Genomic DNA, 23,118 nt, shown 5'->3' on the forward strand with positions numbered 1-23,118 from the left:
GGCACGGAGGCCGGAGTGACGGGTGCATTGGGGTGACGAGGGCCCGGTATCAGTCGGCCGGGGCGAGTTCCGACAGCAAGGTGGGGATCAGTTCCGACACGGTCGGGTGGATGTGCACCGCGTGCTGGACGGTGGTCGAGGGCGCGCCCGCATACATCGTGTCGATCGGGCCGTGCACCACCTCGTCGCCGCCGACGCCCAGAATGGCGGCGCCGAGCACCGCCTTCGTCTCCGCATCGACCACCACCTTCATCAGCCCTTCCGACTCGCCCTTCTCCACCGCGCGGTTGACCCGCGTCATCGGCCGGCGGCCGACGAGGATCGGACGGCCGGTGCGCTTCGCCTCCGCTTCCGTCATGCCGACCCGGCCGAGCGGCGGGTCCGTATAGAGGGCGTAGACCGGAATGCGGTCGCTGACGCGGCGGGACGCGCCGTCGAGAAGGTTCGCCGCGACGATCTCGAAATCATTGTAGGAGGTGTGGGTGAAGGCGCCACGGCCATTGCAGTCGCCGAGCGCGAAAATGCCCGGAACGCGCGTGCGGAGCTGATCGTCGACCGGGATGAAGCCGCGCGCATCCGTCTCGATGCCGGCGTGCTCGAGCCCGAGATCGTCGGTGTTGGGCTTGCGGCCGACCGCGAGGAGCACGTGCGAGCCGATCTCCTCCGGCGCGCCGGCGGTGCAGGAGACCGAGACGCCGATCCCGTCCGCCCGGCGCGCGAAGGCGATGCACTCGGCCCCGGTGCGGACGCGGATGCCTTCCTTCTCCAGAAAGCCGCGAATCGCTTCGGAAATCTCCGGATCCTCCCGCGCGACGAGGCGCGGCCCCTTCTCGACGACTGTGACCTCGGCGCCGAAGCGGCGGAAGATCTGTGCGAATTCGAGCCCGATATAGGAGCCGCCGATCACCACGAGATGGCGTGGCACGGTGTCGAGCGCGAGGATCGACGTATTCGTCAGATAGTCGATCTCGCCGACGCCCGGGAAATCCGGAATCGCCGCCCGCCCCCCGGTGTTGAGGAAGATCTGCGGCGCCGTCAGCAGGCGCTCGCCGACGCGGATCTCGGTCGGCGAGACGAAACGGGCATGGCCGGAGAGGATCGACAGCCCGGCGAGGCCGCCGAGCCAGGATTCGAGGCCGCCGCGCGACTTGGCGACGATCCCATCCTTGCGCGCCATCACGGCCTTGATGTCGATGCCGACCGGCCCGCCGATCGTCACGCCATACTCGGCGGCACGGCGGGCGAGATGCGCGGCATAGGCGCTGGCGACGAGCGTCTTGGTCGGTGTGCAGCCGGTGTTGACGCAGGTGCCGCCGAGCGCCTCGCGCTCGACGAGCGCGACCTTCATGCCCGCACCTTCGAGCCGGGCGGCGAGGAACGGCCCGGCCTGGCCGGCACCGACGACGATCGCGTCGAAGCGCTCCGCCGCCATCAGACGGCCGGCGGCAGCGGCGCGCCGCCCGAGGCGGCGGCGGCGACGATCAGGAGCGCGCCGCCGACGGCGATCGCGTCCTCGAGAAGGGCGATCGGCAGATCGCGCCCGCCGGTCGCCGCGACGAGGCGTTTGCGGGCCTCATAGCCGCCGAGCGTGCCGATCACCGCGCCGACGATGCCCGCGACGAGACCGATGAGCGCGGCCCCGCCGGCGAAGCCGAGCGCATAGCCGGTGAGCGCGCCCATCACGATCCGCGCGCCGAACTGCACCGGCACCTTGCGGCTCGGCGTCGAGGGCAGCTGGTCGGTGACGAGTTCGACGAGCGCCAGAACGGCGAGGATCAGCACGGCCCAAAGCGAGCCGAGAAAGGCGAGCCAGCCGCCGGAGAGATCGATCCAGCCGAGATAGGCCGCGAGGGCGACCGCGGCCGGCGCGGTCATCGCCCGCAAGCCGGCGACGACGCCGATCAAGAGCGCCAGGAGAATCGTCATGATGTGCCCCTACTTCGCGCGCTGCGCCGCAACCGCCCCGATGCGACACCGCATCGCAGCTGCGGTGCAGTGCACTGTGGCACTCGCGCGGAGGTTTGGCAAAGCCTTCCTCGGGCGCCTCAGCCGTCGAGCGTCGCCCGCACCCGGGCGGCGAGCTGGTCGAGCGTGAAGGGCTTCTGCAGGAAGTTGACGCCCGGATCGAGCACGCCGTTGTGCACCACCGCATTGCGGGTGAAGCCGGTGGTGAAGAGCACCTTGAGGCCCGGGCGGCGGCGGAGCGCCTCCTCGGCGAGGCGGCGGCCGTTCACCTCGGGCATGACGATGTCGGTGAAGAGGAGGGTCACCGTGTCGCCCGCATCGAGCAAAGCGAGCGCGCCCGCCGCCCCGTCGGCTTCGAGCACGCGGTAGCCCAGCTCGCGCAGCGCCTCGCAGGTCATCATCCGCACGCGCTCCTCGTCCTCGACGACGAGCACCGTCTCGCCATCCGCCGCCCGGGCGACATCCGCGGCGGTGGCCGCCCGGCCCGGCCGCTCCTCGGCGCCATACCAGCGCGGCAGATAGATCTTGACCGTCGTCCCCTCGCCCGGCTCCGAATAGATCTTCACATGGCCGTTCGACTGCCGCACGAAGCCATAGACCTGCGACAGACCGAGCCCGGTCCCCTTGCCGACATCCTTGGTCGTGAAGAACGGATCGAAGGCGCGCGCCGCGACCTCCGGCGGCATGCCGGTTCCGGTGTCGCTGACGGCGATCATGACATACTGGCCGGCAGAGAGGCCGTGTTCGAGGGCATAGGCCTCGTCGATGAAGCCGTTGCCGGTCTCGATCGTCAGCCGGCCGCCCTCGGGCATCGCGTCGCGCGCATTGACGGCGAGGTTCAGCAGCGCGTTCTCGAGCTGGCCGGGATCGACATGGATGCGCCAGAGCCCGGCGGCGAGCACCGTTTCGAGCCTGACATCCTCGCGCAGCGTCCGGTTCAGAAGATCGGCCATGCCGCCGATCAGCCGGTTGCCGTCGGTCGGCTCGGGCGCGAGCGGCTGCTGGCGGGCGAAAGCGAGCAGGCGCGCGGTGAGCTCCGCGGCGCGGCGGCCGCCCTCCATCGCGGCGTCGAGGAAGCGGCCGACATCGGTGTCGCCGCGTTCGAGCCGCGCCCGCATCAGATTGAGCCCGCCGATCACCACGGCGAGCATGTTGTTGAAATCGTGCGCGATGCCGCCGGTCAGCTGGCCGAGCGCCTCCATCTTCTGCGCCTGCCGGAGCTGCAGCTCCGCCGCTTCGCGGGCGAGCGCCTCGGTGCGCAGCGCCTCGTTCGCCGCGGTCAGCTCGCGCGTCCGCTCGCGCACCCTCTGCTCCAGGCGCTCGTTCGCCCTCTGCAGCGCCTCGTCGGAACGGCGCGCCCGGTCGATCGAGCGGGCGAGCTCGTCGGAGGCCGAGCCGAGCGCATCGCCGAGCCGGGCGATCTCGCGGATCGGCGTGTCGACGTCGAAACGCGCATCCTCCGAACCGAGATTGCGGCTCGCCCTTGTGAGGGCGGCGAGGGGCCGGGCGATCAGCCCGAACAGCCAATAGGCGAGGCCGCCGGAGATCGCGAAGGCGAGCGCACCGAAACCGATCAGCAGGGCGAGGTCACGAAGGAGGGGTGCACGGACCAGCGCCTCCGGGATGCTCGCCGTGACGCTCCAGCCCGAGCTCGTCGAGCGCGTATAGCCGACGAGCAGTTCCTCGCCGAAGCGGTTGACATTGGTGAAGGTGCCGCCGGGGCCGTCGAGCTTGGCGATGAACTCCGGCAGGCCGGGCTGTCCGGAGATCTCGGCGTGGCGCTCGGACCGGGCGACGACGACGCCCGATCGATCGACGACGCTGATGATCCAGCCCGGCGGAAGGTCGCGGCGGATGATCTCGGCGATCCGGTCGGTCGAGAAATTGACGTGCAGCAGATAGCGGGGTGTCCCGACCTCGGGCCAGGCGAGCGCGATGGCGATCACGGGACGCTGGGCAATGGCGCCGACATAGACGCCGCTGATCACCGGCCGGCGGGTGGCGATCGCCGCGGCGTCGACGTCGAGCGGCGTCTTCGGCAGATCGTGCGCACCGGGCAGCCGGGTATTGGCGAGCTGCTGGCCGTCGATTGCGCGGAGCGCGATGTCGGCGCCGAGAAAGCTCTTCACCGTCACCATCTGATCGTAGAAGCCGGAGACATCCCCCGCCGCGAGCCGGGTCGACGTGCCGAGCGTCTGCAGCGTCGAGCGGAGCCCGGCGAGATCGCTGTTGACCGCGTTCTTGACCTGCTCGGCCAGCGAGCGGGCCTGCGCCTCGTAGCGCGTGCGCTCGGAGGCCGCATAGCGGCTGATCAGGAGCGCGGTGAACACGAGCCCCGGACCCACCAGCACGCCGACGAGGGCGAGCAACAGCAGGCGTGCGGAGACGCGCCGCGGGCGCTTGGGAGATTCGGCGGCCATTGCGCCACCATCTTGGCGGGTGGAACGGCTTTGTCGAGCGCTTCTTCACAGGCCGCCCGATGCGCCGTCCACCGAGCGCGGGAAGGATGGTGCGGGCGGTGGGACTCGAACCCACACGAGCGATGCCCTACGGATTTTAAGTCCGTTGCGTCTACCGGTTCCGCCACGCCCGCGCGGGGAGCCTTTTGCCATGTCCGGCCGGCCGGCGATAGCCGGGGCGCTGCGGCGGTGCCGTAGAGCGGCCGGATCCGGGCTTCAGCGCTCCGCCGTCGTCTCCGAAGCCCCTTCGGAAGCCGCCGCCCCCGAGGTCGCCCGGGCGGGCGTACCGCGGCCTGCGAGACCGGCGAGGATACGGTCGGCGAGCCTCTGGTAATCGCCGTCGAAATGATGGCTGCCCGCGGTCGAGATGATCTCGATCCCCTTCCCCTTCAGCTGCGGGCAGATCGATTCGTCGTCGTCGACGCCATAGAAGCACTGCAGCTTCGCCGGCTCGATCCTGGCGATCTCCGGCAGGGTCGGCACCCCGTCATCGCCGCCCAGCCCGAACGAACTCAACCAGCTCGTGACCTCGAAGACGAAATCGGCGCTCGCCGATGGCGCCAGCAGCGCGATCTCGGCGATCCGCTCCTTGTCCTCCGGCTTCATCCGGTTGTAGCTCGCCGGGATGGCGTCGGCCCCGAAGGAATAACCGGCGAGGATCACCTGATGCGCGCGCCAGCGAGCCGCATAGTGATCGATGATGCGGGAGAGATCGGCGGCGATCTGCGGCGGCTGCTTCTCCGACCAGAAATATTTGAGCGAATCGAGGCCGATCACCGGCACGCCTTTCGCCGCCAGCATGTCGCCGATCTGGCGGTCGAGGTCGCGCCAGCCGCCGTCGCCGGACAGGATGATCGCCATCGTGCCGCTGCCGGCATGGCCCTTCGCCGGCACTTCGACGATCGGCAGGTCGGAGAGATCGCCATTCCCTGCGGGCGCCTGCACCGCGGCGAGCGCCCGATCGATGCCGGCTTCGAGCGCGGCGAGCGGCGAGCCGCCGGCGGCCGAGACCGACAGGGCGAAGCCCTCGCGGACCAGCTGATCGACATGATCGCGGCCGGCCGCGTCGGCGGCCGGGGTGAAGATCGCGTCAACCGGATCGGGCAGCGGCCCGGGCTGCAGGCCGTAGACGACGCCGCCCGCCTCGGGCTTGCGCGGTGCCTGGCTGCACAGCACGGTCTTCATCGGCACCGCCGCCTGCGGGTCGACGACAACGGTGCGTCCGATCGTGGCGAAGGGGCTCTGCGCGACGACGCCGAGCGCCACCGCGCCACCGGCGCCGCGGCCGGCGACGACCGGCAGGCGATAGACCGAGGCGCCGCCGGCGCGCTGGATCCGATGGCTCAGATCCTCGAGATCGGCGGTGAGATAGGTGCAGTCGTCGTCCTTCGGGTCGACGGCGGCGGTCGCCTTGGCGAGCCAGGAGGGCAGGTCGATCGCCACCACGGCGGCGCCGCGGCCCTTAAGCCGCTCGGCGAGGGCCTGATCCTCCGCCTGCCAGCCCTTCGCGTCGGAGACGAGGAAGACGACGCCCGACGGCGCTCCGGAGGGCATCAGGACGTGCGGCCGCGGCAGGAGATCGGCCTCGAAGCGGATCGCGCGGGCAGTCTGGACATAGGCGATGGCCGCTGCGGCGGCCGTCGCCGCGGCGGCGATCAGGAAAAGAAAAGAGCGTCTCATTTCGACACCAGACCGTGCATGCCGCGACTGATGTGCGCCGTCACGTCGCGCAGGGCGAGCACCGGATTGATGCCCCCCGACACCGCCATGTAACGCGGTTCCCAGACCGGCTGGAACTTGTTCTTGAAGGCCCTGAGGCCGTGGAAGTTATAGAAGGCGCGTCCGTGCTCGAAGGCGGCGCGTCCGACCCGGTGCCAGAGCGGGGCGACGGGGCTCTCCGAGAGGCCGGCGAGCGGTGCCATGCCGAGCACGAACTCGCGATAGCCCTCGGCCTTGTAGTGCATCAGCACGTGGACGAAGAGCGTCTCCATCGCCCCGTTCGGCGCGTCGGGCGAGAAGCGCATCAGATCGACCGTCACCTGCGCCTTGTCGCCGCCCGTCGCAATATTGGCGAAGGCGACGATGCGCCCTTCGACGCTCAGCACCGCGACCGGCTGCGTGGCGAGATAGGCCGGATCGAAATGGCCGAGCGAGAAGGATTTTTCGCGCACCGCGTGATGGGCGAGCCAGGCGTCCGAGACCGCACGGAGCTCGGCCATCGCCGCTTCGGCCTCTGCCGGCGAGAGGATGGCGAAGCGCACGCCGTCCCGCTCCGCCCGGTTGACCGCGTGGCGGAAGCTCGACCGCTTGCTCCCCTTGAGATCGAATCCCTCGAGCGGGATGTGCGCCATCTCGCCGAGCTTGAAGGCCGACAGGCCGGCATCGGCGTAGAGCGAGAGGCTCTGCGGCCCGACCTGATAGAAGACCGCCCGGCCGCCCGCCTCCCGCGCCGTCTCGACGAAGCGCCAGACGAGATCGTGCCAGGCGTCGCGCGGGCCGATCGGATCGAACAGCGCGATCCAGGACTGGCCGCGCCGGCCATACATGATGAAGGCCCGGCCGTCCTCTGAGAACATCAGCGACTTGTCGCCCATCCGCACCAGATTGGCATCGGCGACCGGCTGTTCGGCGACGATCGCCACCGCGCGGGCGATCTCCTCCGCGCCCGGCGGCGGAACGGGGATCTTCGGCGAACGCAGGAGCAGCCAGCCGGCGCCTGCGGCGACCGCGAGCGCGATGCCGAGCAGCGCGCGCAGCGAGCGCGGCGCATCGGCGCCGAACTCGAACTGCCACCACAGCCGATGGGTGTATTCGACGTCCTTGTAGGCGAAGATCAGGATGGTGACGGCGGCGATGACGAGGGTCGCGACGGCGAGCCACCAGGCCGGGGTCAGCCGCTGGTGCAGCAGCGAGGCCGGTCGGCGGAACTCGCGCCGGCTGGCGAGAAGCGCGACCAGGAGCACGGCGATCAGCGTCGCCTCGATATAGGCGAACCCCTTCAGGAAGGCGAAGACGAAAGCCACGGCGAGGGTGACGACGCCCGCCCACCACGCGCCGTCGAGCCGGTGGACGAGGCCGCGCGCGACGAGGAGCAGGAAGACGCCGAGAATGCTCGAGACGAAATGCGCGGCCTCGACGAGATCGAGCGGCACGAAGCGGGCGAGCAGCGCCTCGCCGGCATCGTCGCTCGGCGTCACGCCGGAAAAGATCAGCATGGTCGCGACGACGAGCATCAGCGTGCCGAGCACGAGCGGCGCGAGGGCGGCGCCCGCCTCGGCGACGAGGGCCGCGGAAGGGTCGCGCGCAAAGCGGCGGAGTTCCGCGACGGCAACGAGGACGACCGCCACGAGCAGCGGAAGGACGTAGTAGACGATGCGGTAGAGGACGAGCGCGCCGAGAACGGATTCGAGCGGCGCGGCACCGGCGAGCGCGGCGAGCACAACGGTCTCGAACACGCCGAGCCCGCCCGGCACATGGCTCGCGATGCCGACGCCGACCGCCACGGCATAGATGGCGATGAAGGCCGGCAGCGGCACGGTGTCGGGCGGCAGCAGCACCCACAGGGTGCCGGCGGCGGCGGCGACGTCGACGAGGGTCGCGACGAGCTGGATGAGGATGTCGCGTGCCGGCGGCAGCCGGACGACGGTGCCGCGCAGCTTCAGCCCGCGATGCGGCTGCAGCGATTGCGCGAGCAGCGCGACGACGAGCACCAGGATGACGATGCCGACGAGGCGGAGGACGAGCGAGGGCACGCCGATCGTCTCGGAGAGATGGCGGGCATCGATGAGCAGGCCGAGCGAGGTGAGCGCGGCGAGGCCGATGCCGAAGGCGGCGGTGACATAGCCGACGATTCGGGCGGCGTCTTCGGGCGGCACGCCGTGCGGCCCGTAGAAGCGGAAGCGGATGGCGCCGCCGGTCAGCGGTCCGAATCCGGCCGCATTGCCCACCGCATAGGCGCAGAAGCTCGTGAGCACGACGCTGCGCGCCGCGATCCGGTGGCCGACGAAGCGCAGCGCCATGAAATCATAGGCCGAGAGGGCGACGAAGCTCACCGCCGTCAGCGTCACCGCCGCGATCGGCCGCCACAACGGCATCGCGCCGAGCGCGTCCATGAGATCGGACCAGACGATCTCGTCGAGGAGATTGGTGATGGTCGCGGCGGCGAGGAGGACGACGAGGAGGAACGCGACGCGGCCGATGAGCGGCCGGTGGCGCGCCACGAGATGAGCGGCGCGCAGCCGCAGTCGGGCCAGACGCTGCGCGGCGACGGAATCGGAATGGACGACCATGATGGCGACTGCCGGCTGGCGGCATGGAGCAAGCCGTCGCGGCGCCCAGCCCTCGCCCGTTCGGCCTCGTCCATCGCTGTCGGCGTGGAGCGGAGGCGGGGTTAGCGGCGGATCGTGGCGGCGCGATGACCACTTTCCGGCGTCCTTCCCGAACGGAAGGCGCGCCGTCGCGGCGAGAAACCGCCCCGCACCCGGCGAGGCGGCCCCGCGACGTCACTCGGCGTCGCGATTCGCCTTCACCTCGGCGATGAACTCCTCGGCGCCGGCCTTCACTTCGCGGACATGTTCGGCGGCGTCCTTGGCGAAGCGGTCGAGCTCGAGCCGCAGCCCGGCGACCGACGGCTTCTCGACCGAGTAGGCGTAGCCGAGCATGCGGGTCGACACCGCGATGTCGAGCACGAGCGCGGCGAACAGGCCGTCGTCGAGCTGCTTCTCATCGGCGTAATCGGTCATGAGCTGGAACAGCGCCTCGCGGTGTTCCTCATACTCCTCGCGGAAGGCTTCGAGGTCGTCGTCGTCCTCGAACGCGCCGTTGCCGTCGCTCATTGCGGTCTCCTCGCTCGCGGCCTCAGCCGGCGGTGCCCTGGACGATCGGCGGCTGGAACGCCAGGCCCATGTCCCAGGGGAAATAGATCCAGGTGTCCTGCGACACCTCGGTGATGAAGGTGTCGACGAGCGGCCGGCCGAGGGGCTTCGCGTAGAGCGTGGCATAATGCGCCTTCGGCAGCATCTCGCGCACGAGGCGTGCGGTCTTGCCCGTATCGACGAGGTCGTCGATGACGAGGATCGCCGATCCTTCGCCCTCGGCGAGGTCGACCACGTCCTGCGCCACCTTCTTGATGACCTTCAGCTCACCCTGGTCGGCATAGTTGTGGTAGGACGCGACGCACACCGTCTCGATGAGCCGGATGCCGAGCTCGCGCGCCACGATCGCCGCGGGCACAAGGCCGCCGCGCGTGACGCAGACGATCGCCTTCCAGTCGCCATGGCCGGACAGGCGCCATGTCAGCGCCCGCGCATCGCGGTGGAACTGGTCCCAGGAGACCGGAAACGCCTTCTGCTGTGCCTCGTTCATCGCCTGCCCGCCTCGGCCTCTGTCGCGAGCGCGGACCTGCCACAGCCGCGCCTCGCGGTAAAGGGGCGTTCTCCGCTCACGACGCCGCCCCGACCACCGCCGCCACCATGGCGGCGACCGCGGCCTCGGCCGCATCGAGCCGCGCCGCATCGCGGCCCCGGATGACGAGGTCGGTCGAGAACCGGCCGTCGGCCATCTTCGGATAGCTGCCGAGCGAGAGATCGGGGAAATCCGCCTGGATCGCGGCGAGGCCGGCTGCGATGCGGCTCTCGCCGACCGGGGCGTGCACGGTGCGCGACAGCATCTTCCGTCCGGTCGGGATCCGGCCGGTGACGACGTCGAACATCGCCTGCATGATCTTCGGCACGCCGGCCATGACGTGGACATTGCCGATCGTGAAGCCCGGCGCGGCGGAGACGGCGTTCTCGATCAGCGTCGCGCCTTCGGGGATCCGCGCCATGCGCAGCCGCGCCTCGTTGAGGCCGCCCGGCGGATAGTGCGCCTCGAGGAGGGCGACGGCGCGCGGATCGAGAAGGAGCGGCACGCCGAAGGCCCTGGCGACGCAATCCGCCGTGATGTCGTCATGTGTCGGGCCGATGCCGCCGGTCGTGAAGACGTGATCGTAGCGGGCGCGCAGGCCGTTCACCGCGGCGACGATCTCGGCCTCGACGTCCGGCACGATCCGCGCCTCGCGCAGGTCGATCCCGATCGCCGTGCAGTATTCGGCGATGAAGCCGATGTTCACGTCCTTCGTCCGGCCGGACAGGATTTCGTCACCGATCACCAGCACCGCTGCCGTCACGACACCGTCCACGGTCTCGCCGCTCATCTCGCCCGTCCTCCGCTCGATCGTGTGGCTTTAGCGCGACCGTGGCGCGGCCTCAACCGGCGCCTGCGGGTTGACGCGGCACGACACGCCCGTTTAGGAGGCGGGGCACGAGGGAGGAAGAAGACGACGATGCGCGGACGCTGCATACCGCTGTCGCCGACCCGGCGGATCGTCTGCGACTTCATGCGGATGTCGCGCGACGTGCCGACCATCCCGATCGAACGTCCGATGGCGCTCGGCCGCCTCGTCGCGGCGCGCGACGCGGCGCGCGAGCGGCTGCCCTGGTCGGCGATCTTCATGAAGGCCTATGCGCTCACGGCGGCGGAAATGCCGGTGCTGCGGCGCGCCTATGTCCGCTTCCCGACGGCGCATCTCTATGAATATGGCGAGAGCGTCGCGAGCATTGCGGTGGAGCGCGACTATCGCGGCGAGCCGGGTGTCTTCGTCACCCGCATCCGCGCGCCGGAGGCCCTTTCGCTCGGACTGATCGGTGCGGCGATCCGCCATGCCGCGAGCGCGCCGGTCGAGACCATCCGGCCGTTCAGGAAGCTGCTCCTCATCGCCCGGCTGCCCGCGCCGCTGCGCGCCGTGATCTGGTGGATGGCGCTCAATGTCGGGCGCTGGCGGGGGCACCATATCGGCACCTTCGGCATCTCGGTCGTATCCTCGCTCGGCGCGGACGTGACCCATGTGCGCTCGCCGATGACGGTGCTGCTCAATTACGGGGTGATCGCCCCCGAAGGCCCGACGATCGTGCGCTTCGTCTTCGATCATCGGGTGCTCGACGGCGCGGTGGCGGCCCGCGCCCTCGCCCGGCTCGAGGAAATCCTGACCGGCCCCATCCTCGCCGAGATCGAGGCCGATCGCCGCTGAGCGCCGCGCCGGGGTTGCACTTCCCGGCCTGATGCGCCACATCCGCCGAAAACCGGCGGCGACGCGCCGCGCCCCCTTGTTGCCGGACGGCCGGAGTGCTCTGCTGGCCGCACGCGAACCGAGGCCCCGATGGTCACCTATATCGACGCCGAACTGGCGCCGCCGAAGAACAACGGTCAGATCCGGCTCTATGGCCGGGACGCCTTCGAGGCCATGCACCGCGCCGGCCGGCTCGCCGCGCAGTGCCTCGACGAGCTGACCAGGATCGTCGCGCCAGGCCTGCCGACCGACACGATCGACCGCTTCGTCTACGAGTTCGGCATGGATCACGGCGCGCTGCCGGCGACGCTCGGCTATCGCGGCTACACCAAGGCGACCTGCACCTCGATCAACCACGTCGTCTGCCACGGCATCCCGAACGACAAGCCGCTGCGCGACGGCGACATCGTCAACATCGACGTCACCTATGTGCTCGACGGCTGGCACGGCGATTCGAGCCGGATGTACCTGGTGGGCGAGGTGAAGCGGGCGGCAGAGCGGCTCGTCGAGGTGACCTACGAATCGATGATGCGGGGCATCGCCGCCGTGAAGGCCGGGGCGACGCTGGGCGACATCGGCTACGCCATCCAGTCCTATGCCGAGGCGGAACGCTGCTCGGTGGTGCGGGATTTCTGCGGCCATGGCGTCGGCCGGCTGTTCCACGATGCGCCGAACATCCTGCACTACGGTTCACCCGGTGAAGGCGCGGTGCTGAAGCCGGGCATGATCTTCACCATCGAGCCGATGATCAATCTCGGCCGGCCGCAGGTGAAGATCCTGTCGGACGGCTGGACCGCGGTGACGCGCGACCGCTCGCTGTCGGCGCAGTTCGAACACACCGTCGGTGTCACCGAAGAGGGCTGCGAGATCTTCACCCTCTCCCCGGCCGGCCTCGACAAGCCGCCCTATCCGCCAGCGGCGTGACGACGGAGGCCGGAAGGGGGCGATGAGCGGCTTCGACGACGACGCCAGCCCGCCGCCCCACTTCCTCGGTCACCGCGAGCGGCTGAAGGAGCGGTTTCGCGAGGCGGGGCCGGACGCCGTCGCGGATTACGAGCTGCTCGAGCTGCTGCTCTTCCCCGCCGTGCCGCGGCGCGACGTCAAGCCGCTCGCCAAGGGCCTGCTCGCCCGCTTCGGCTCGTTCTCCGACGTGCTCGCCGCGCCCGAGGCGCGGCTGATGGAAGTGAACGGCATCGGCCCGGCGGTGGCGGCGCATCTGAAGGTCGTGCATGCCGCGGCGCTGCGCTATGCGCGCGAACCGATCAAGGGGCGGCCCCTGCTCTCCTCCTGGAGCTCGGTGCTCGACTATTGCCGGGCGGCGATGGCCTATGAGGAACGCGAGCAGTTCCGCATCCTCTTCCTCGACCGCAAGAACGCGCTGATCGCCGACGAGCGGCAGCAGGTCGGCACCGTCGACCACACGCCGGTCTATCCGCGCGAGGTGGTGAAGCGGGCGCTCGAACTCTCCGCCACGGCGGTCATCCTCGTCCACAATCACCCCTCGGGCGATCCGACGCCGTCGCGCGCCGATATCGAGATGACGAAGACCATCGTCGACATCGCAGCCCCGCTCGGCATCGTCGTGCACGACCACATCATCGTCGGCCGCTCCGGCCATGCGAGCTTCAAGGGTCTGAAGCTGATCTGAGATCGCTCCGCAGCAGGGTTCGCACGGCCTCGCAGGCGTCGATGAGATCGGCGGTCGCAAGACGCCCTGCGACCACTCCCCCCTCGCCGCTGGGCAGGGCGGAGAGTCGCATCCGCGCGACGAGCGCATCGTCGGCCCGGCGGCCCGCCTCGAAGTCGCGGCGCACGGCCTCGATCGCCGCCGTGCCGCCACCGGCGGCCGCTGCGACGCCGAGCGCCCGCTCGACCTCCGGAAACGCGCCCTGCCAGCGATAGCCGGTGCGCCGTTCGAGCGGGATGTCCCGCAGGGCGTGCTTCACACGGCCGTCGCGGCCGATATAGATCGGTCGATCGTCCTCGATCGCGTAGAGGCGCGACCAGACGCCGGGGGCGATCTGACGGCCGAGCAGCCAGTCGCGCGCCTTGCCGAGAGGGGCGAGGAAGCGCCCCTCCCCCGTCGCTCCGTAGAGATCCGCGAGCGCGAGCACGGCGAGGCCGGTCTCGAGACTGGCATGCGCCGCCGGCTCGAAGGCCCGCGCCGGGGCGGGTGCGAGCGTCTCGTCATATTGTTGCGCGAAGGCGCCGGTCGCCGGATCCTGGCCACGGATGAGGAAATCGCCGCCCGCTTCTGCAGCGGCACGGTAGCGCTCGTCGCCAAAGACCCGCCAGCCGCGCAGGAGGATGGCGATCGCCTTCGTCGTCACCCCGTCATTCAGCGTCAGATGGCGCTCGAACTTCTCCTCCGAGGGCGGCACCATCTGCGGCCAGCCGCCCGAAGGCGCCTGTGCGGCGACATAGAAGTCGAGCCCGCGCCGCGCCGCCGCCTCGAACAGGACGCGATCGTCCGGCGCCGCAATGGCCGTCGCGTCGAGGAGAAAGGCGATCGCGTCGGCCGGCGCGCCTTCATCGAGCGAGGCGCGCGGCAGCTTCGGCGGCGGAACCGCGGGCGGGCCGCCGGCCGCGCAGCCCGGGCTACCGAAAACGCGCGCCCAACCGCCGCCGGGCAGCTGCGCGCAGGCGACGGCGCGCGCGGTGCGCAGCGCAGCGGCCGAGAGTGCGGCGTTGCCCGCGCGCGTGCCGACGGCGAGCAGGCACGCGCCGGCCTTCGGCGCCGCATGGGGTGGCCGGGCGACAACCTGGCCCGGCCCAAGCGGCCGGGGGGCGCGGTCGCGTTCGGTCCTGACACCATCGGCGTCGGCCACGCCGCCGAGCACCGTGCCGCCCATCGCCGCTTCGAGAGCGGTCGTCATGCCTTCGAGCGCACCGATCGCTGCCGGAAGGTCGACGGGGGGTGCGGTCTGCAGGAGCCGGTCGCGGCGCACGAAGTGCTCGATCCCGGCCATGTCGGCAAGCGCGACATAGCCGGGCCGCAGCGCCGAGCGGAGCGCCGGCTCGACGATGCCGTTGCGGAAGACGAGCTGCGCTGGGGCGCGCCGTTCGAGCATACGGATCAGCAGGTCCTCCGGCAGATTACCGGCGGTGACGCGCTTGCCGGAATTGACAACCGTCTCCGGCGGCACGAGCGCGCCGACGCGGAAGCAGTCGATCGCGCGGTCGCAATAGGTCCAGTCGCCGGCGCGCCAGAGGCGGCGGATCGCTTCCGTGTCGACCGATGCGGCGAGCGCCGCGCGAGCGCCCCCCCGCCAGGTTTCGACCTGCACCACGACGATGTGCACGAGGCCGGCGAGAGCGAGCGCAGCCGACACACCCTTCACCCGAGGGGGCGCCGTCCGGAGTTCCTGCCGGGCGGCGTCGAGGAGGATGGCCGCGCACCACGTTCCGGGAACGACCAGGAGGAGGAACTGATGGGTCCAGAGGGGCGTGTGCAGCACCAGCACGAGGAACGCCGGGAGAAGCCAGAGCACCGGAATCCAGTCCGCCCCACCGCGGCGGCGGGCCACGATCCAGGCGCAGGCCGCAAGCGCGACGAGCATGAGGAGCGCGACATCACTAAGCCCGCGGACGAACTGACGGAGATTGGCGGCGAAGGAATAGGTCGCGCGAAGCGCCGGGGTCACATGCGGCCCGACGAGCGCTCCGCCGATCGGAATGTCGAGGATCAGCGCGATCAGCCCATAGACCGCGCCCGTCGCCGCGAGGAAGGTGGCGAGCCGGGCACGACGCCCTTCGCCCGCTGCGGCGATCCAGGCCGCGAGGGCGAGGGCCGGCAGGATCGGCAGCACGAAGAGCTTGGTGTGGAGGGCCACGGCGTAGATGCCGCCGGCGACGAGTCCGTCGCGCCACGGCCGGATGGACCGCCGCGTCAGGAGATCGAGGGCGACGACGGTGAGCGCGATCGCCGGCAGGCCGATCATCACCGAGACGGCGAGATCCTGGAACAGCGCGGCCGAGGCGAGCAGAAGCGTGGCGATCCAGGCGACACCGGACCCCTGCAGCCGCCGCGTGACGCGGAACAACGCGGCGAGGAGCAGGACCGCCATGACGAGCACGAGCGTCCGGCCCGCAGCGACGCTGTCGGGAAAGACCCTTTGCAGCGCGGCGAGCAGCACCGTCAGAATCGGCGGCTGATCGTTCCAGACGTCGCGATAGAGATCGAAACCGGCATTGTAGAGGGCCGCCTTGCCGAGATTGAATCCCTCGTCGACATTGTAGTCGAGGACACGCCACCAGGTGCCCGGCGCGCTGACGAGGAGGACGAGGAGGAGGCCCGGGACGAGGGGCGCCAAATGGCGGGCGGCCCTCCGCGTGATGAGGGGCATACGTCTCTCTCGTTCGCGCATGGCGACCTGTGCGCCGTGATTCCGTCGATGACCGATCCCGCTCCCCGCCGGCTTCATAGGAGAACCGCGGGCGGCCCGGCAAGCTTCCGCGGTCGGGTTGCCGGGACGGCGTCACGCGAGGCGGGCCTCGAGCCTCCCCTGCCCAAGTTTTGGCCGCGGAGCGGCGCGAAATTTCTCTCTTTCCAAGCCTGCCCGCTTCGTATGCAATGAGCGCGCGCAGCGTCTTGCGAGCCGCTGCGTTGGCATGGGCCTTGCCGGGAGAAGCAGGGACCGGAAATGGGGATCGGCGCGCCGATGGTGGTCGCTTTCGACGAAATGAGCGGGACGGACACGGCGTGCCGCCCCGGATACGAAGTTCTGAAACGCTGGCTCGACGGAACGACACCCGAACTGCTGGGCCACCGCCGCGCCGAGGCCGAGCTGCTCTTCCGCCGGATGGGCATTACCTTCGCGGTCTATGGCGAAGCCGAAGCGGAAGAACGGCTGATCCCGTTCGACATCATTCCGCGCATCATCACCGGCTCGGAATGGACGCATCTCGCCCGCGGCCTCGAACAGCGCGTCAAGGCGCTCAACGCCTTCCTGAGCGACGTTTATTCGAGAGGTGAGATCATGAAGGCCGGGATCGTCCCGGAAGATCTCGTCTATCGGAACCCCTATTACCGGCCCGAAATGGCGGGGCTTCGCCTGCCGCACGACATCTATGTGATGATCGGCGGCATCGACATCGTCCGCGTCGACCCGGACACCTTTTACGTGCTCGAAGACAATGCGCGCACGCCGTCCGGCGTCTCCTATATGCTCGAAAACCGGGAGGTGATGATGCGCCTCTTCCCGGATCTCTTCGCCGAGCACCGCATTGCGCCGGTCGACAACTATCCCGACGCGCTGCTCGCAACGCTGAAGTCAGTGGCGCCGAAGACCGCGCCCGGCGACCCGACCGTCGCGCTGCTGACGCCCGGCCCGTTCAACTCGGCCTATTACGAGCACTCCTTCCTCGCCGACAAGCTCGGCGTCGAGCTCGTCGAGGGGCGCGACCTGATGGTGCGCGACAATGTCGTCTACATGCGCACCACCGAAGGGCCGAAGCGCGTCGACGTCATCTATCGCCGGCTCGACGACGACTTCCTCGATCCGCTGTCCTTCCGGCCCGATTCGATGCTCGGCTGTCCCGGCCTGATGAACGCCTATCGCGCCGGCACGGTGTCGCTCGCCAATGCGGTCGGCACCGGCGTCGCGGACGACAAGGCGGTCTATTCCTACATGCCCGAGATCGTGAAGTTCTATCTGGGCGAGGAGCCGATCCTCAAGAACGTGCCGACCTATCGCTGCCGCGAGGCCGATTCGCTCAGATATGTGCTCGAGCATCTCGAGGAGCTGGTGGTGAAGGAAGTCGCCGGCTCGGGCGGCTACGGCATGCTGATCGGCCCGGCGTCGGACAAGAAGACGCGGGACCTCTTCGCCGAGAAGCTGAAGGCCGATCCCGACAACTTCATCGCCCAGCCGACGCTCGCCCTCTCCACATCGCCGACCTTCGTCGATGCCGGGATCGCGCCGCGCCATGTCGATCTGCGCCCCTTCGTGCTGACCGGCGCCGACCGGGTGCGCATCGTGCCGGGCGGCCTCACCCGCGTGGCGCTGAAGGAAGGGTCGCTGATCGTCAATTCGAGCCAGGGCGGCGGCACCAAGGACACCTGGGTGCTCGATGCCTGAGACCGCCACGATCGTCCTCGCCCTTTCCGCCGCTCGCGGCCGGAAGCGTCCGAGGCCTGCCTGCGCCGGCGCGGGCAGATCGGACGCGGGTCTTCTTCAACTCCGGAGCACCCGTCCGTGCTGAGCCGCACCGCCGAAAACCTCTTCTGGCTCGCCCGCTATGTGGAGCGTGCCGAGAACACCGCGCGCATTCTCGACGCCGCCAACCGGCTCGCCGCCATCCCGATCTCCTATGCCGGCGGTTCGAACGAGTGGGAATCCGCCGTCGCCGCGACCGGATCGGCCGCCGGCTTCCAGAGCCTGCACGCCGAGGCGACGCCCGAGGCGGTGGTCGATTTCCTCGCCTTCTCGCCGGACAACCCCTCCTCGATCCGCAGCTGTCTGGAGCGGGCACGGGCCAATGCGCGCGCCGTGCGCACCGCGCTGACCGGCGAGATGTGGGACTCGATCAACGGCGCCTGGCTCGGGCTGAAGCGCTTCGACGGCGTGCGGCGCGACCGCATCCGGCTCAACGAATTCCTCTCCTTCGTGAAGGAGGCATCGCTGCGCTTCGACGGCTCCGCCTATCGGACGATGCTGCGGAACGACGCCTTCTGCTTCTCGAGCCTCGGCAGCTTCATCGAGCGGGCGGACAACACCGCCCGCATCCTCGACGTGAAGTATCACGTGCTGCTGCCCGCGGAGAGCAATGTCGGCGGTGGCCTCGACTATTTCCAGTGGTCGTCGATCCTGCGCTCTGTCTCGGCCAACACGGCCTATCACTGGGTCTACCGCGAGAGCCTGAAACCCTGGCTCGTCGCCGACCTGCTCGTCCTCAACGATCAGCTGCCGCGCTCGCTCGCGAGCTGCTACGACAACATCGCCGCCTTCCTCGACGAGCTGTCGCAGGCCTATGGCAGGCAGGGTCCGGCGCAGCGCATCGCCCGATCGACGCGCAACCGGCTGCAGAACGCGACCATGGAAGGCATCTTCCAGTCCGGCCTGCACGAGTTCCTGACCGAGTTCATCGGCGAGAACGGCCGGCTCGGCCAGGCGATCACCGACCAGTATCTCGTCTGAGGGGCCGGAGCGGTGCGTCTGCGGATCGTCCACGAACTCGTCTATCGCTACGACCCGCCCGCCAAATGGGCGATCAACGCGCTGCGCCTGACGCCGCGCGGCCATGACGGCCAGTTCGTCACCGGCTGGCGAATCGAGGTCGACCAGGATTGCCGGCTGGAGGGCTCGTCCGACCCGTTCGGCAATCTCGTCCAGGCCTTCACCATCGCCGGGCCGATCGACACGCTGACCGTCACGGCGCTCGGCGAGATCGAGACGCAGGACCTCGCCGGGCTGGTGCGCGGCACGCGCGAACGCTTCCAGCCGACCGTCTTCCTGCGCGACACACCCCTCACCGAGCCCTCGGCCGCGCTCGCCCGCCTCGCCCGCGGCGCGGCAGAGGCGGCCGGTCCCGAGCCGCTCGCCCGGCTGCACCGGCTGATGGCGTCGATCCGCGAGCGCTGCGCGCGGGCCGCGGCCGAAGACGAGACTGCCGCAGCCACGGTCGCCGCGGGCGCCGGGACGGCGCGCGGCATCGCCCACGCCTTCATTGCCGGTGCACGGCTGATCGGCATCCCGGCCCGCTATGTGAGCGGCTATCTCTACGAGCCGGCAGCGGACAAGGCAGCCGCGGGCGAGCACGGCTGGGCCGAGGCACACGTGCCCTCGATCGGCTGGATCGGCTTCGACCCGAGCGCCAATCTCTGCCCGACCGACCGCTATGTCCGCCTCGCCGTCGGTCTCGATGCGCTCGGCGCGGCGCCGGCCCGCGGCGCGGCGGACGGCGTCGTCGTGGCGCCGTCGGTCCGCGTCAGCGTCGCCGACGCGGCTGCGTCAAAGAGGCAGGGGACGGACCGGCCCGCTTAGTTGCATACAATCGACGAAACCCCGAGACTCCCGCGCCGGTTGCCGCGGGCTGGAATAGAACCATGACTTACTGCGTAGGCCTCTTGGTGCGGAACGGTCTGGTCGTGATCGCCGACACGCGGACCAATGCCGGGCTCGACAACATCGCCACCTTCAAGAAGCTGCACCTCTTCGAGCGGCCGGGCGAGCGCGTCATCACGGTGGCGACGGCGGGCAATCTCGGCATCAGCCAGTCGGTGATCAACCTGCTGCAGGAAGGCATGGAGCACCCCGAGACGGGCGAGGTCGAGACGATCTTCTCCTTCCCGACCATGTTCAAGGTGGCGCAGTTCGTCGGCCGCGCGATCCGCGAAGTCTATCGGCTGCACGGCAAGGCGATGGAGCACAGCCAGGCGAGCTTCGACGTCACCCTGCTCGTCGCCGGACAGGTCAAGGGCGGCAGGCTCCGCCTCTTCATGGTCTATTCGGCCGGCAACTTCATCGAGGCGACGGCCGACACGCCCTATCTGCAGATCGGCGAGCACAAATACGGCAAGCCGATCCTCGACCGCGCCGTGACCTTCGACACCGATCTGCCCGAGGCGCTGAAGCTCGGCCTGATCTCGATGGATTCGACCATACGGTCGAATCTCGGCGTCGGCATGCCGATCGACATCGCCGTCATCCGGCGCGACGGCATCACCGTCGAGATCGCGCACCGGATCGACCGGACAGACGGCTATTTCCTCGACCTGCGGGAGCGCTGGTCGGCGGCGCTGCGCGCCGCCCACCAGGCGATCCCGGCGCCGCCCTACGGACTGCCGGCTGCTACGCCCCTCAATTGATCGCGAATTCCTGCGCCACCATGCGGCATTCGGCTGCGCCGATCAGCCGGTTGTGCGCGACGCGCACGGAATGGAGCGGCCCTTCCAGCTCGCGGCGCCAGAAAGCGAGAAACCGCTTCAGCTCGGGGAAGTGCGGGAAGAGATCATAGTCCTGCCACGTATAGCTCTGCAGGAACTCGGGATGGTCGGGAAGGCGGTAGAGGATCTCGGCGGTGGTGAGGCCGTAGCCCTCGAGCTGACGCGACAGGACGATGGACGCCATGCTGAACCTCGCGGTCGGTTGCGCTCCGGTCCCCGCGGGGACCATGGAAATGGTCTCCGGAAGAGGCCTTGATTTCAACGCCCAAATCGCAGATTGTTCAGCGCTTCCAATACTTTAGCAGCATAGCCGGCGGACTGCTGCCAAGCCGGGCGGGAAGCCTGCCCCGGCGGGTGCTCCGCCTGCCGCGATGGCCCGCGCCTTCGGGCTTAATCGGACAGCATTCCGCCGGCCGCCGCGAGGGCCTCCGGCGTGTCGATGTCGAGCGCCGCGGCGGCGCCGATCTCGACCTCCGCGACCGCATCGGCATGGGCTCCGATCAGATGGCGCGCGCCGGTATCCCCCTGGATGGCGAGGAGATCGGGAAAGAACGACCGGCTCCACAGCACCGGATTGCCGCGCCGTCCCTCCGCGGTAGGCAGGACGATCATCCGGCCTGCGGCCGGGTCGAAGGCGGCGATCAGCCGGTCGATCACCTCCGCCGAGATCGCCGGCATGTCGGCGAGCATGACGAGCGCCCCGTCCGCCGCGCCGCCGGCGAGCGCGGCGATGCCGGCCCGCAGCGATGTCGAGAGGCCGGCGGCATAATCGGGGTTGTCGGCGAAGCGCACGGCGAGCCCGCCGAGCGCCGCCCGCACCGCCTCGCCGCGATGGCCGAGCACGACGACGATTTCGTCGACACCGCTCGCCCGCGCCGCCTCCGCCGCCCGGCGCACGAGCGGCACGCCGCCGATCGTCGCGAGCTGCTTGGTCGGCCCGCCCATCCGGCTGCCGAGCCCGGCGGCGAGGATGACTGCGGCGACCCGCCGGCCGGGCGCCGGCCGCTCCTCGCGCGGCTGCGGCCGCGACACGATCTCCATCAGGAGGCCGCCGACGCCGAGGCCGGTGATCTCGTCGGGTCCGACCGGCAGGCCGGCGAGCAGCCGGTCGAGCACCCAGTCGAAGCCGTTCTCCTTCGGGCTGCGGGCGCAGCCCGGCGCACCGACCACCGGCCGGCCGGCGACCTCGCCGAGCACGAGGAGGTTGCCGGGATCGACCGGCATGCCGAGATGGATGACGCGGCCGCCCGCCGCGGCGATGCCGGCGGGGATCACATCCTCCGCATCGACGACGGCCGATGCCCCGAAGACGATCGAGAGATCGGCCCCCTCCGCGGCGAGCCCGGCGAGCGCGGCACCGACCGCCGCCGCGTCGTGCGGCACGCGGCGCTCGGCGAGCAGGGTCGCCCCGGCGGGTGCGAGCCGCGCAGCGGTGATGCGCGCGGTCTTCTCCATCACGCTCGGCTTGAGGCTCGGCAGCCTGGTGGCAACGAGGCCGACGCGCATCGGCCGGAACGGCGCGATCCGTACCGGCGGTGCGGCCCGCACCGCGGCCTCGGCCCGCGCGAGGCTCGCCTGCGGCACGGAAAACGGGATGATCTTGACGGTCGCCACCATCCGTCCCGCCTCGACGCGGGCGAATTCCGGAAGGGTGGCGAGGGTGATCGCCGGATCGATCCGGTTGAAGGCGTCGATCGCGGCCCGGTCGACGACGAGGAGCCCGGCCGACGACGCGTGCAGGTTCGAGCGGCCGGTGAAGGGCGCGGCGACGGCGACCCCCTCCCCTGCCACCACGGCGGCGAGCCGGCCGGCCGCCTCGTCCTCGTGCACATCCTCGGGAGCGAGCCGCGCCGCGATGACGCCGTCGAGCCCCGCAGCGGCGAGCCGCTCGACCAGCGCGGCCGTCAGCCGCGTGCCCTTCTTCAGCGTGCGGCCGCCCGCCTCGACCGAATGGGCGAGAATCGCGCCTTCGGCCTCGGAGAGCGCGATTCGGCCGAACTTCACGCCGCCTTCTCCCGTGCCACGGCGCCGCGCTTGCGGAGCGCCTCGATCACCTCGGCGAGGACGGCGACGGCGATCTCGGCCGGGGATTGCGCGGCGATCGGCAGGCCGATCGGGGCGCGGATGCGGCCGAGCGCCTCGGCCGGGACGCCCATGGCGGCGAGCCGCTCGAGGCGCTTCGCATGCGTCTTGCGGCTGCCCAGCGCGCCGACATAGAAGGCGCCGGCCGAAAGCGCCGCGGCGATCGGGTGGTCGTCGATCTTCGGATCGTGGGTGACGGCGGCGAGCGCGGTGAAGGGGTCGAGCGGCATCCGCGCCAGCACGTCCTGCGGCCATTCCGCGAAGAGCGGAATGTCGGGAAAGCGCTCCGGCGTCGCGAAGGCGGTGCGCGGATCGATGATCGCGACGTCGAAGCCGGCGATCCGCGCCATCGGCGCGAGCGCTTGGCTGATATGGACCGCGCCGACGACGACGAGGCGGGGCGGCGGCACATGGACGGTGAGGAACACCTGCGCCGCGCTCTCGGCGAGGCCCGACTTGCCCGACCGGAAGCGGGCGAGAAGCTCCTCGGCGAGCGGGTCGGCGGCGGCCGCCTCCTCGCGCACCAGCCGGCCGGCGCCGGTCGAGAGATCGGTGACGACGATTGCGGCGCGGCGGGCGGCGCGGATCGCGTTCAGTTCCGCGAGCAGGGAGAGGTCCAT

General features: G+C 70.3%; 19 protein-coding genes and 1 tRNA gene. 7 read left to right on the top strand and 13 right to left on the bottom strand.

The window, feature by feature from the left end:
- Positions 1-49: 49 nt before the first annotated feature.
- The 9 genes from GGQ63_RS17525 to GGQ63_RS17565 form a co-directional block, all read right to left on the bottom strand.
- Complete coding sequence (locus GGQ63_RS17525; RefSeq protein WP_183857902.1) at positions 50-1,432, bottom strand: FAD-containing oxidoreductase; 1,383 nt, start codon at positions 1,430-1,432, stop codon at positions 50-52.
- A complete protein-coding gene (locus GGQ63_RS17530; RefSeq protein WP_183857903.1) occupies positions 1,432-1,926 on the bottom strand; it encodes a DUF4126 family protein in 495 nt (164 codons plus the stop codon). Before GGQ63_RS17530 ends, GGQ63_RS17525 begins: the two co-directional genes overlap by 1 nt.
- Before the next feature lie 119 nt (positions 1,927-2,045).
- Positions 2,046-4,385, bottom strand: a complete 2,340-nt coding sequence (locus GGQ63_RS22120; RefSeq protein ID WP_183857904.1) for an ATP-binding protein — start codon at positions 4,383-4,385, stop codon at positions 2,046-2,048.
- An 87-nt stretch (positions 4,386-4,472) separates the two neighbouring features.
- A tRNA-Leu gene (locus GGQ63_RS17540) sits at positions 4,473-4,558 on the bottom strand.
- An 82-nt stretch (positions 4,559-4,640) separates the two neighbouring features.
- On the bottom strand, positions 4,641-6,104 hold the full coding sequence (locus GGQ63_RS17545; protein WP_183857905.1) for a virulence factor family protein: 1,464 nt from the start codon (positions 6,102-6,104) through the stop codon (positions 4,641-4,643).
- Entirely contained in the window at positions 6,101-8,713 is a 2,613-nt protein-coding gene (gene mprF / locus GGQ63_RS17550) for a bifunctional lysylphosphatidylglycerol flippase/synthetase MprF (protein WP_183857906.1), read from the bottom strand. Before mprF ends, GGQ63_RS17545 begins: the two co-directional genes overlap by 4 nt.
- Before the next feature lie 213 nt (positions 8,714-8,926).
- Positions 8,927-9,259, bottom strand: a complete 333-nt coding sequence (locus GGQ63_RS17555) for a hypothetical protein (protein ID WP_183857907.1) — start codon at positions 9,257-9,259, stop codon at positions 8,927-8,929.
- 22 nt (positions 9,260-9,281) lie between these two features.
- A complete protein-coding gene (gene gpt / locus GGQ63_RS17560) occupies positions 9,282-9,788 on the bottom strand; it encodes a xanthine phosphoribosyltransferase (RefSeq protein WP_183857908.1) in 507 nt (168 codons plus the stop codon).
- Positions 9,789-9,864: 76 nt separating this feature from the next.
- Positions 9,865-10,617 (bottom strand): competence/damage-inducible protein A, encoded by a 753-nt coding sequence (locus GGQ63_RS17565; protein WP_183857909.1) that lies wholly within the window; start codon positions 10,615-10,617, stop codon positions 9,865-9,867.
- A 129-nt stretch (positions 10,618-10,746) separates the two neighbouring features.
- Here GGQ63_RS17565 and GGQ63_RS17570 point away from each other — a divergent pair, with 129 nt between their 5' ends.
- The 3 genes from GGQ63_RS17570 (at position 10,747) to radC (ending at position 13,177) form a co-directional block, all read left to right on the top strand.
- Positions 10,747-11,490: a hypothetical protein gene (locus GGQ63_RS17570; RefSeq protein WP_183857910.1), complete on the top strand. Its 744-nt coding sequence runs from the start codon at positions 10,747-10,749 to the stop codon at positions 11,488-11,490.
- A gap of 129 nt (positions 11,491-11,619) precedes the next feature.
- The gene (map, locus tag GGQ63_RS17575; RefSeq protein ID WP_183857911.1) at positions 11,620-12,453 is read left to right on the top strand and encodes a type I methionyl aminopeptidase; all 834 of its coding nucleotides are present in this window, start codon (positions 11,620-11,622) and stop codon (positions 12,451-12,453) included.
- Between the two features lie 22 nt (positions 12,454-12,475).
- Positions 12,476-13,177: a RadC family protein gene (gene radC, locus GGQ63_RS17580; protein WP_183857912.1), complete on the top strand. Its 702-nt coding sequence runs from the start codon at positions 12,476-12,478 to the stop codon at positions 13,175-13,177.
- Here radC and GGQ63_RS17585 read toward each other — a convergent pair.
- Positions 13,155-15,875: a pectate lyase gene (locus GGQ63_RS17585; RefSeq protein ID WP_183857913.1), complete on the bottom strand. Its 2,721-nt coding sequence runs from the start codon at positions 15,873-15,875 to the stop codon at positions 13,155-13,157. The genes radC and GGQ63_RS17585 overlap by 23 nt on opposite strands.
- 315 nt (positions 15,876-16,190) lie before the next feature.
- Between GGQ63_RS17585 and GGQ63_RS17590 the strand changes: the two genes are divergently transcribed.
- The 4 genes from GGQ63_RS17590 (at position 16,191) to GGQ63_RS17605 (ending at position 20,338) form a co-directional block, all read left to right on the top strand.
- Complete coding sequence (locus GGQ63_RS17590; protein ID WP_183858001.1) at positions 16,191-17,609, top strand: circularly permuted type 2 ATP-grasp protein; 1,419 nt, start codon at positions 16,191-16,193, stop codon at positions 17,607-17,609.
- 117 nt (positions 17,610-17,726) lie between these two features.
- A complete protein-coding gene (locus tag GGQ63_RS17595; protein WP_183857914.1) occupies positions 17,727-18,668 on the top strand; it encodes an alpha-E domain-containing protein in 942 nt (313 codons plus the stop codon).
- 12 nt (positions 18,669-18,680) lie between these two features.
- Positions 18,681-19,514: a transglutaminase N-terminal domain-containing protein gene (locus tag GGQ63_RS17600; protein ID WP_183857915.1), complete on the top strand. Its 834-nt coding sequence runs from the start codon at positions 18,681-18,683 to the stop codon at positions 19,512-19,514.
- 62 nt (positions 19,515-19,576) lie between these two features.
- Positions 19,577-20,338: a proteasome-type protease gene (locus tag GGQ63_RS17605; RefSeq protein WP_183857916.1), complete on the top strand. Its 762-nt coding sequence runs from the start codon at positions 19,577-19,579 to the stop codon at positions 20,336-20,338.
- Here GGQ63_RS17605 and GGQ63_RS17610 read toward each other — a convergent pair.
- From GGQ63_RS17610 to GGQ63_RS17620, 3 genes are all read right to left on the bottom strand, one after another.
- Positions 20,331-20,600: an usg protein gene (locus GGQ63_RS17610; RefSeq protein WP_183857917.1), complete on the bottom strand. Its 270-nt coding sequence runs from the start codon at positions 20,598-20,600 to the stop codon at positions 20,331-20,333. The genes GGQ63_RS17605 and GGQ63_RS17610 overlap by 8 nt on opposite strands.
- 206 nt (positions 20,601-20,806) lie before the next feature.
- On the bottom strand, positions 20,807-22,420 hold the full coding sequence (locus tag GGQ63_RS17615; RefSeq protein ID WP_183857918.1) for an NTP transferase domain-containing protein: 1,614 nt from the start codon (positions 22,418-22,420) through the stop codon (positions 20,807-20,809).
- Positions 22,417-23,118 (bottom strand): XdhC family protein, encoded by a 702-nt coding sequence (locus tag GGQ63_RS17620; RefSeq protein ID WP_183857919.1) that lies wholly within the window; start codon positions 23,116-23,118, stop codon positions 22,417-22,419. The genes GGQ63_RS17615 and GGQ63_RS17620 overlap by 4 nt, the downstream gene beginning before the upstream one ends.

The organism is Prosthecomicrobium pneumaticum, assembly GCF_014199915.1.
Taxonomy (GTDB): Bacteria; Pseudomonadota; Alphaproteobacteria; order Rhizobiales; family Kaistiaceae; genus Prosthecomicrobium; species Prosthecomicrobium pneumaticum.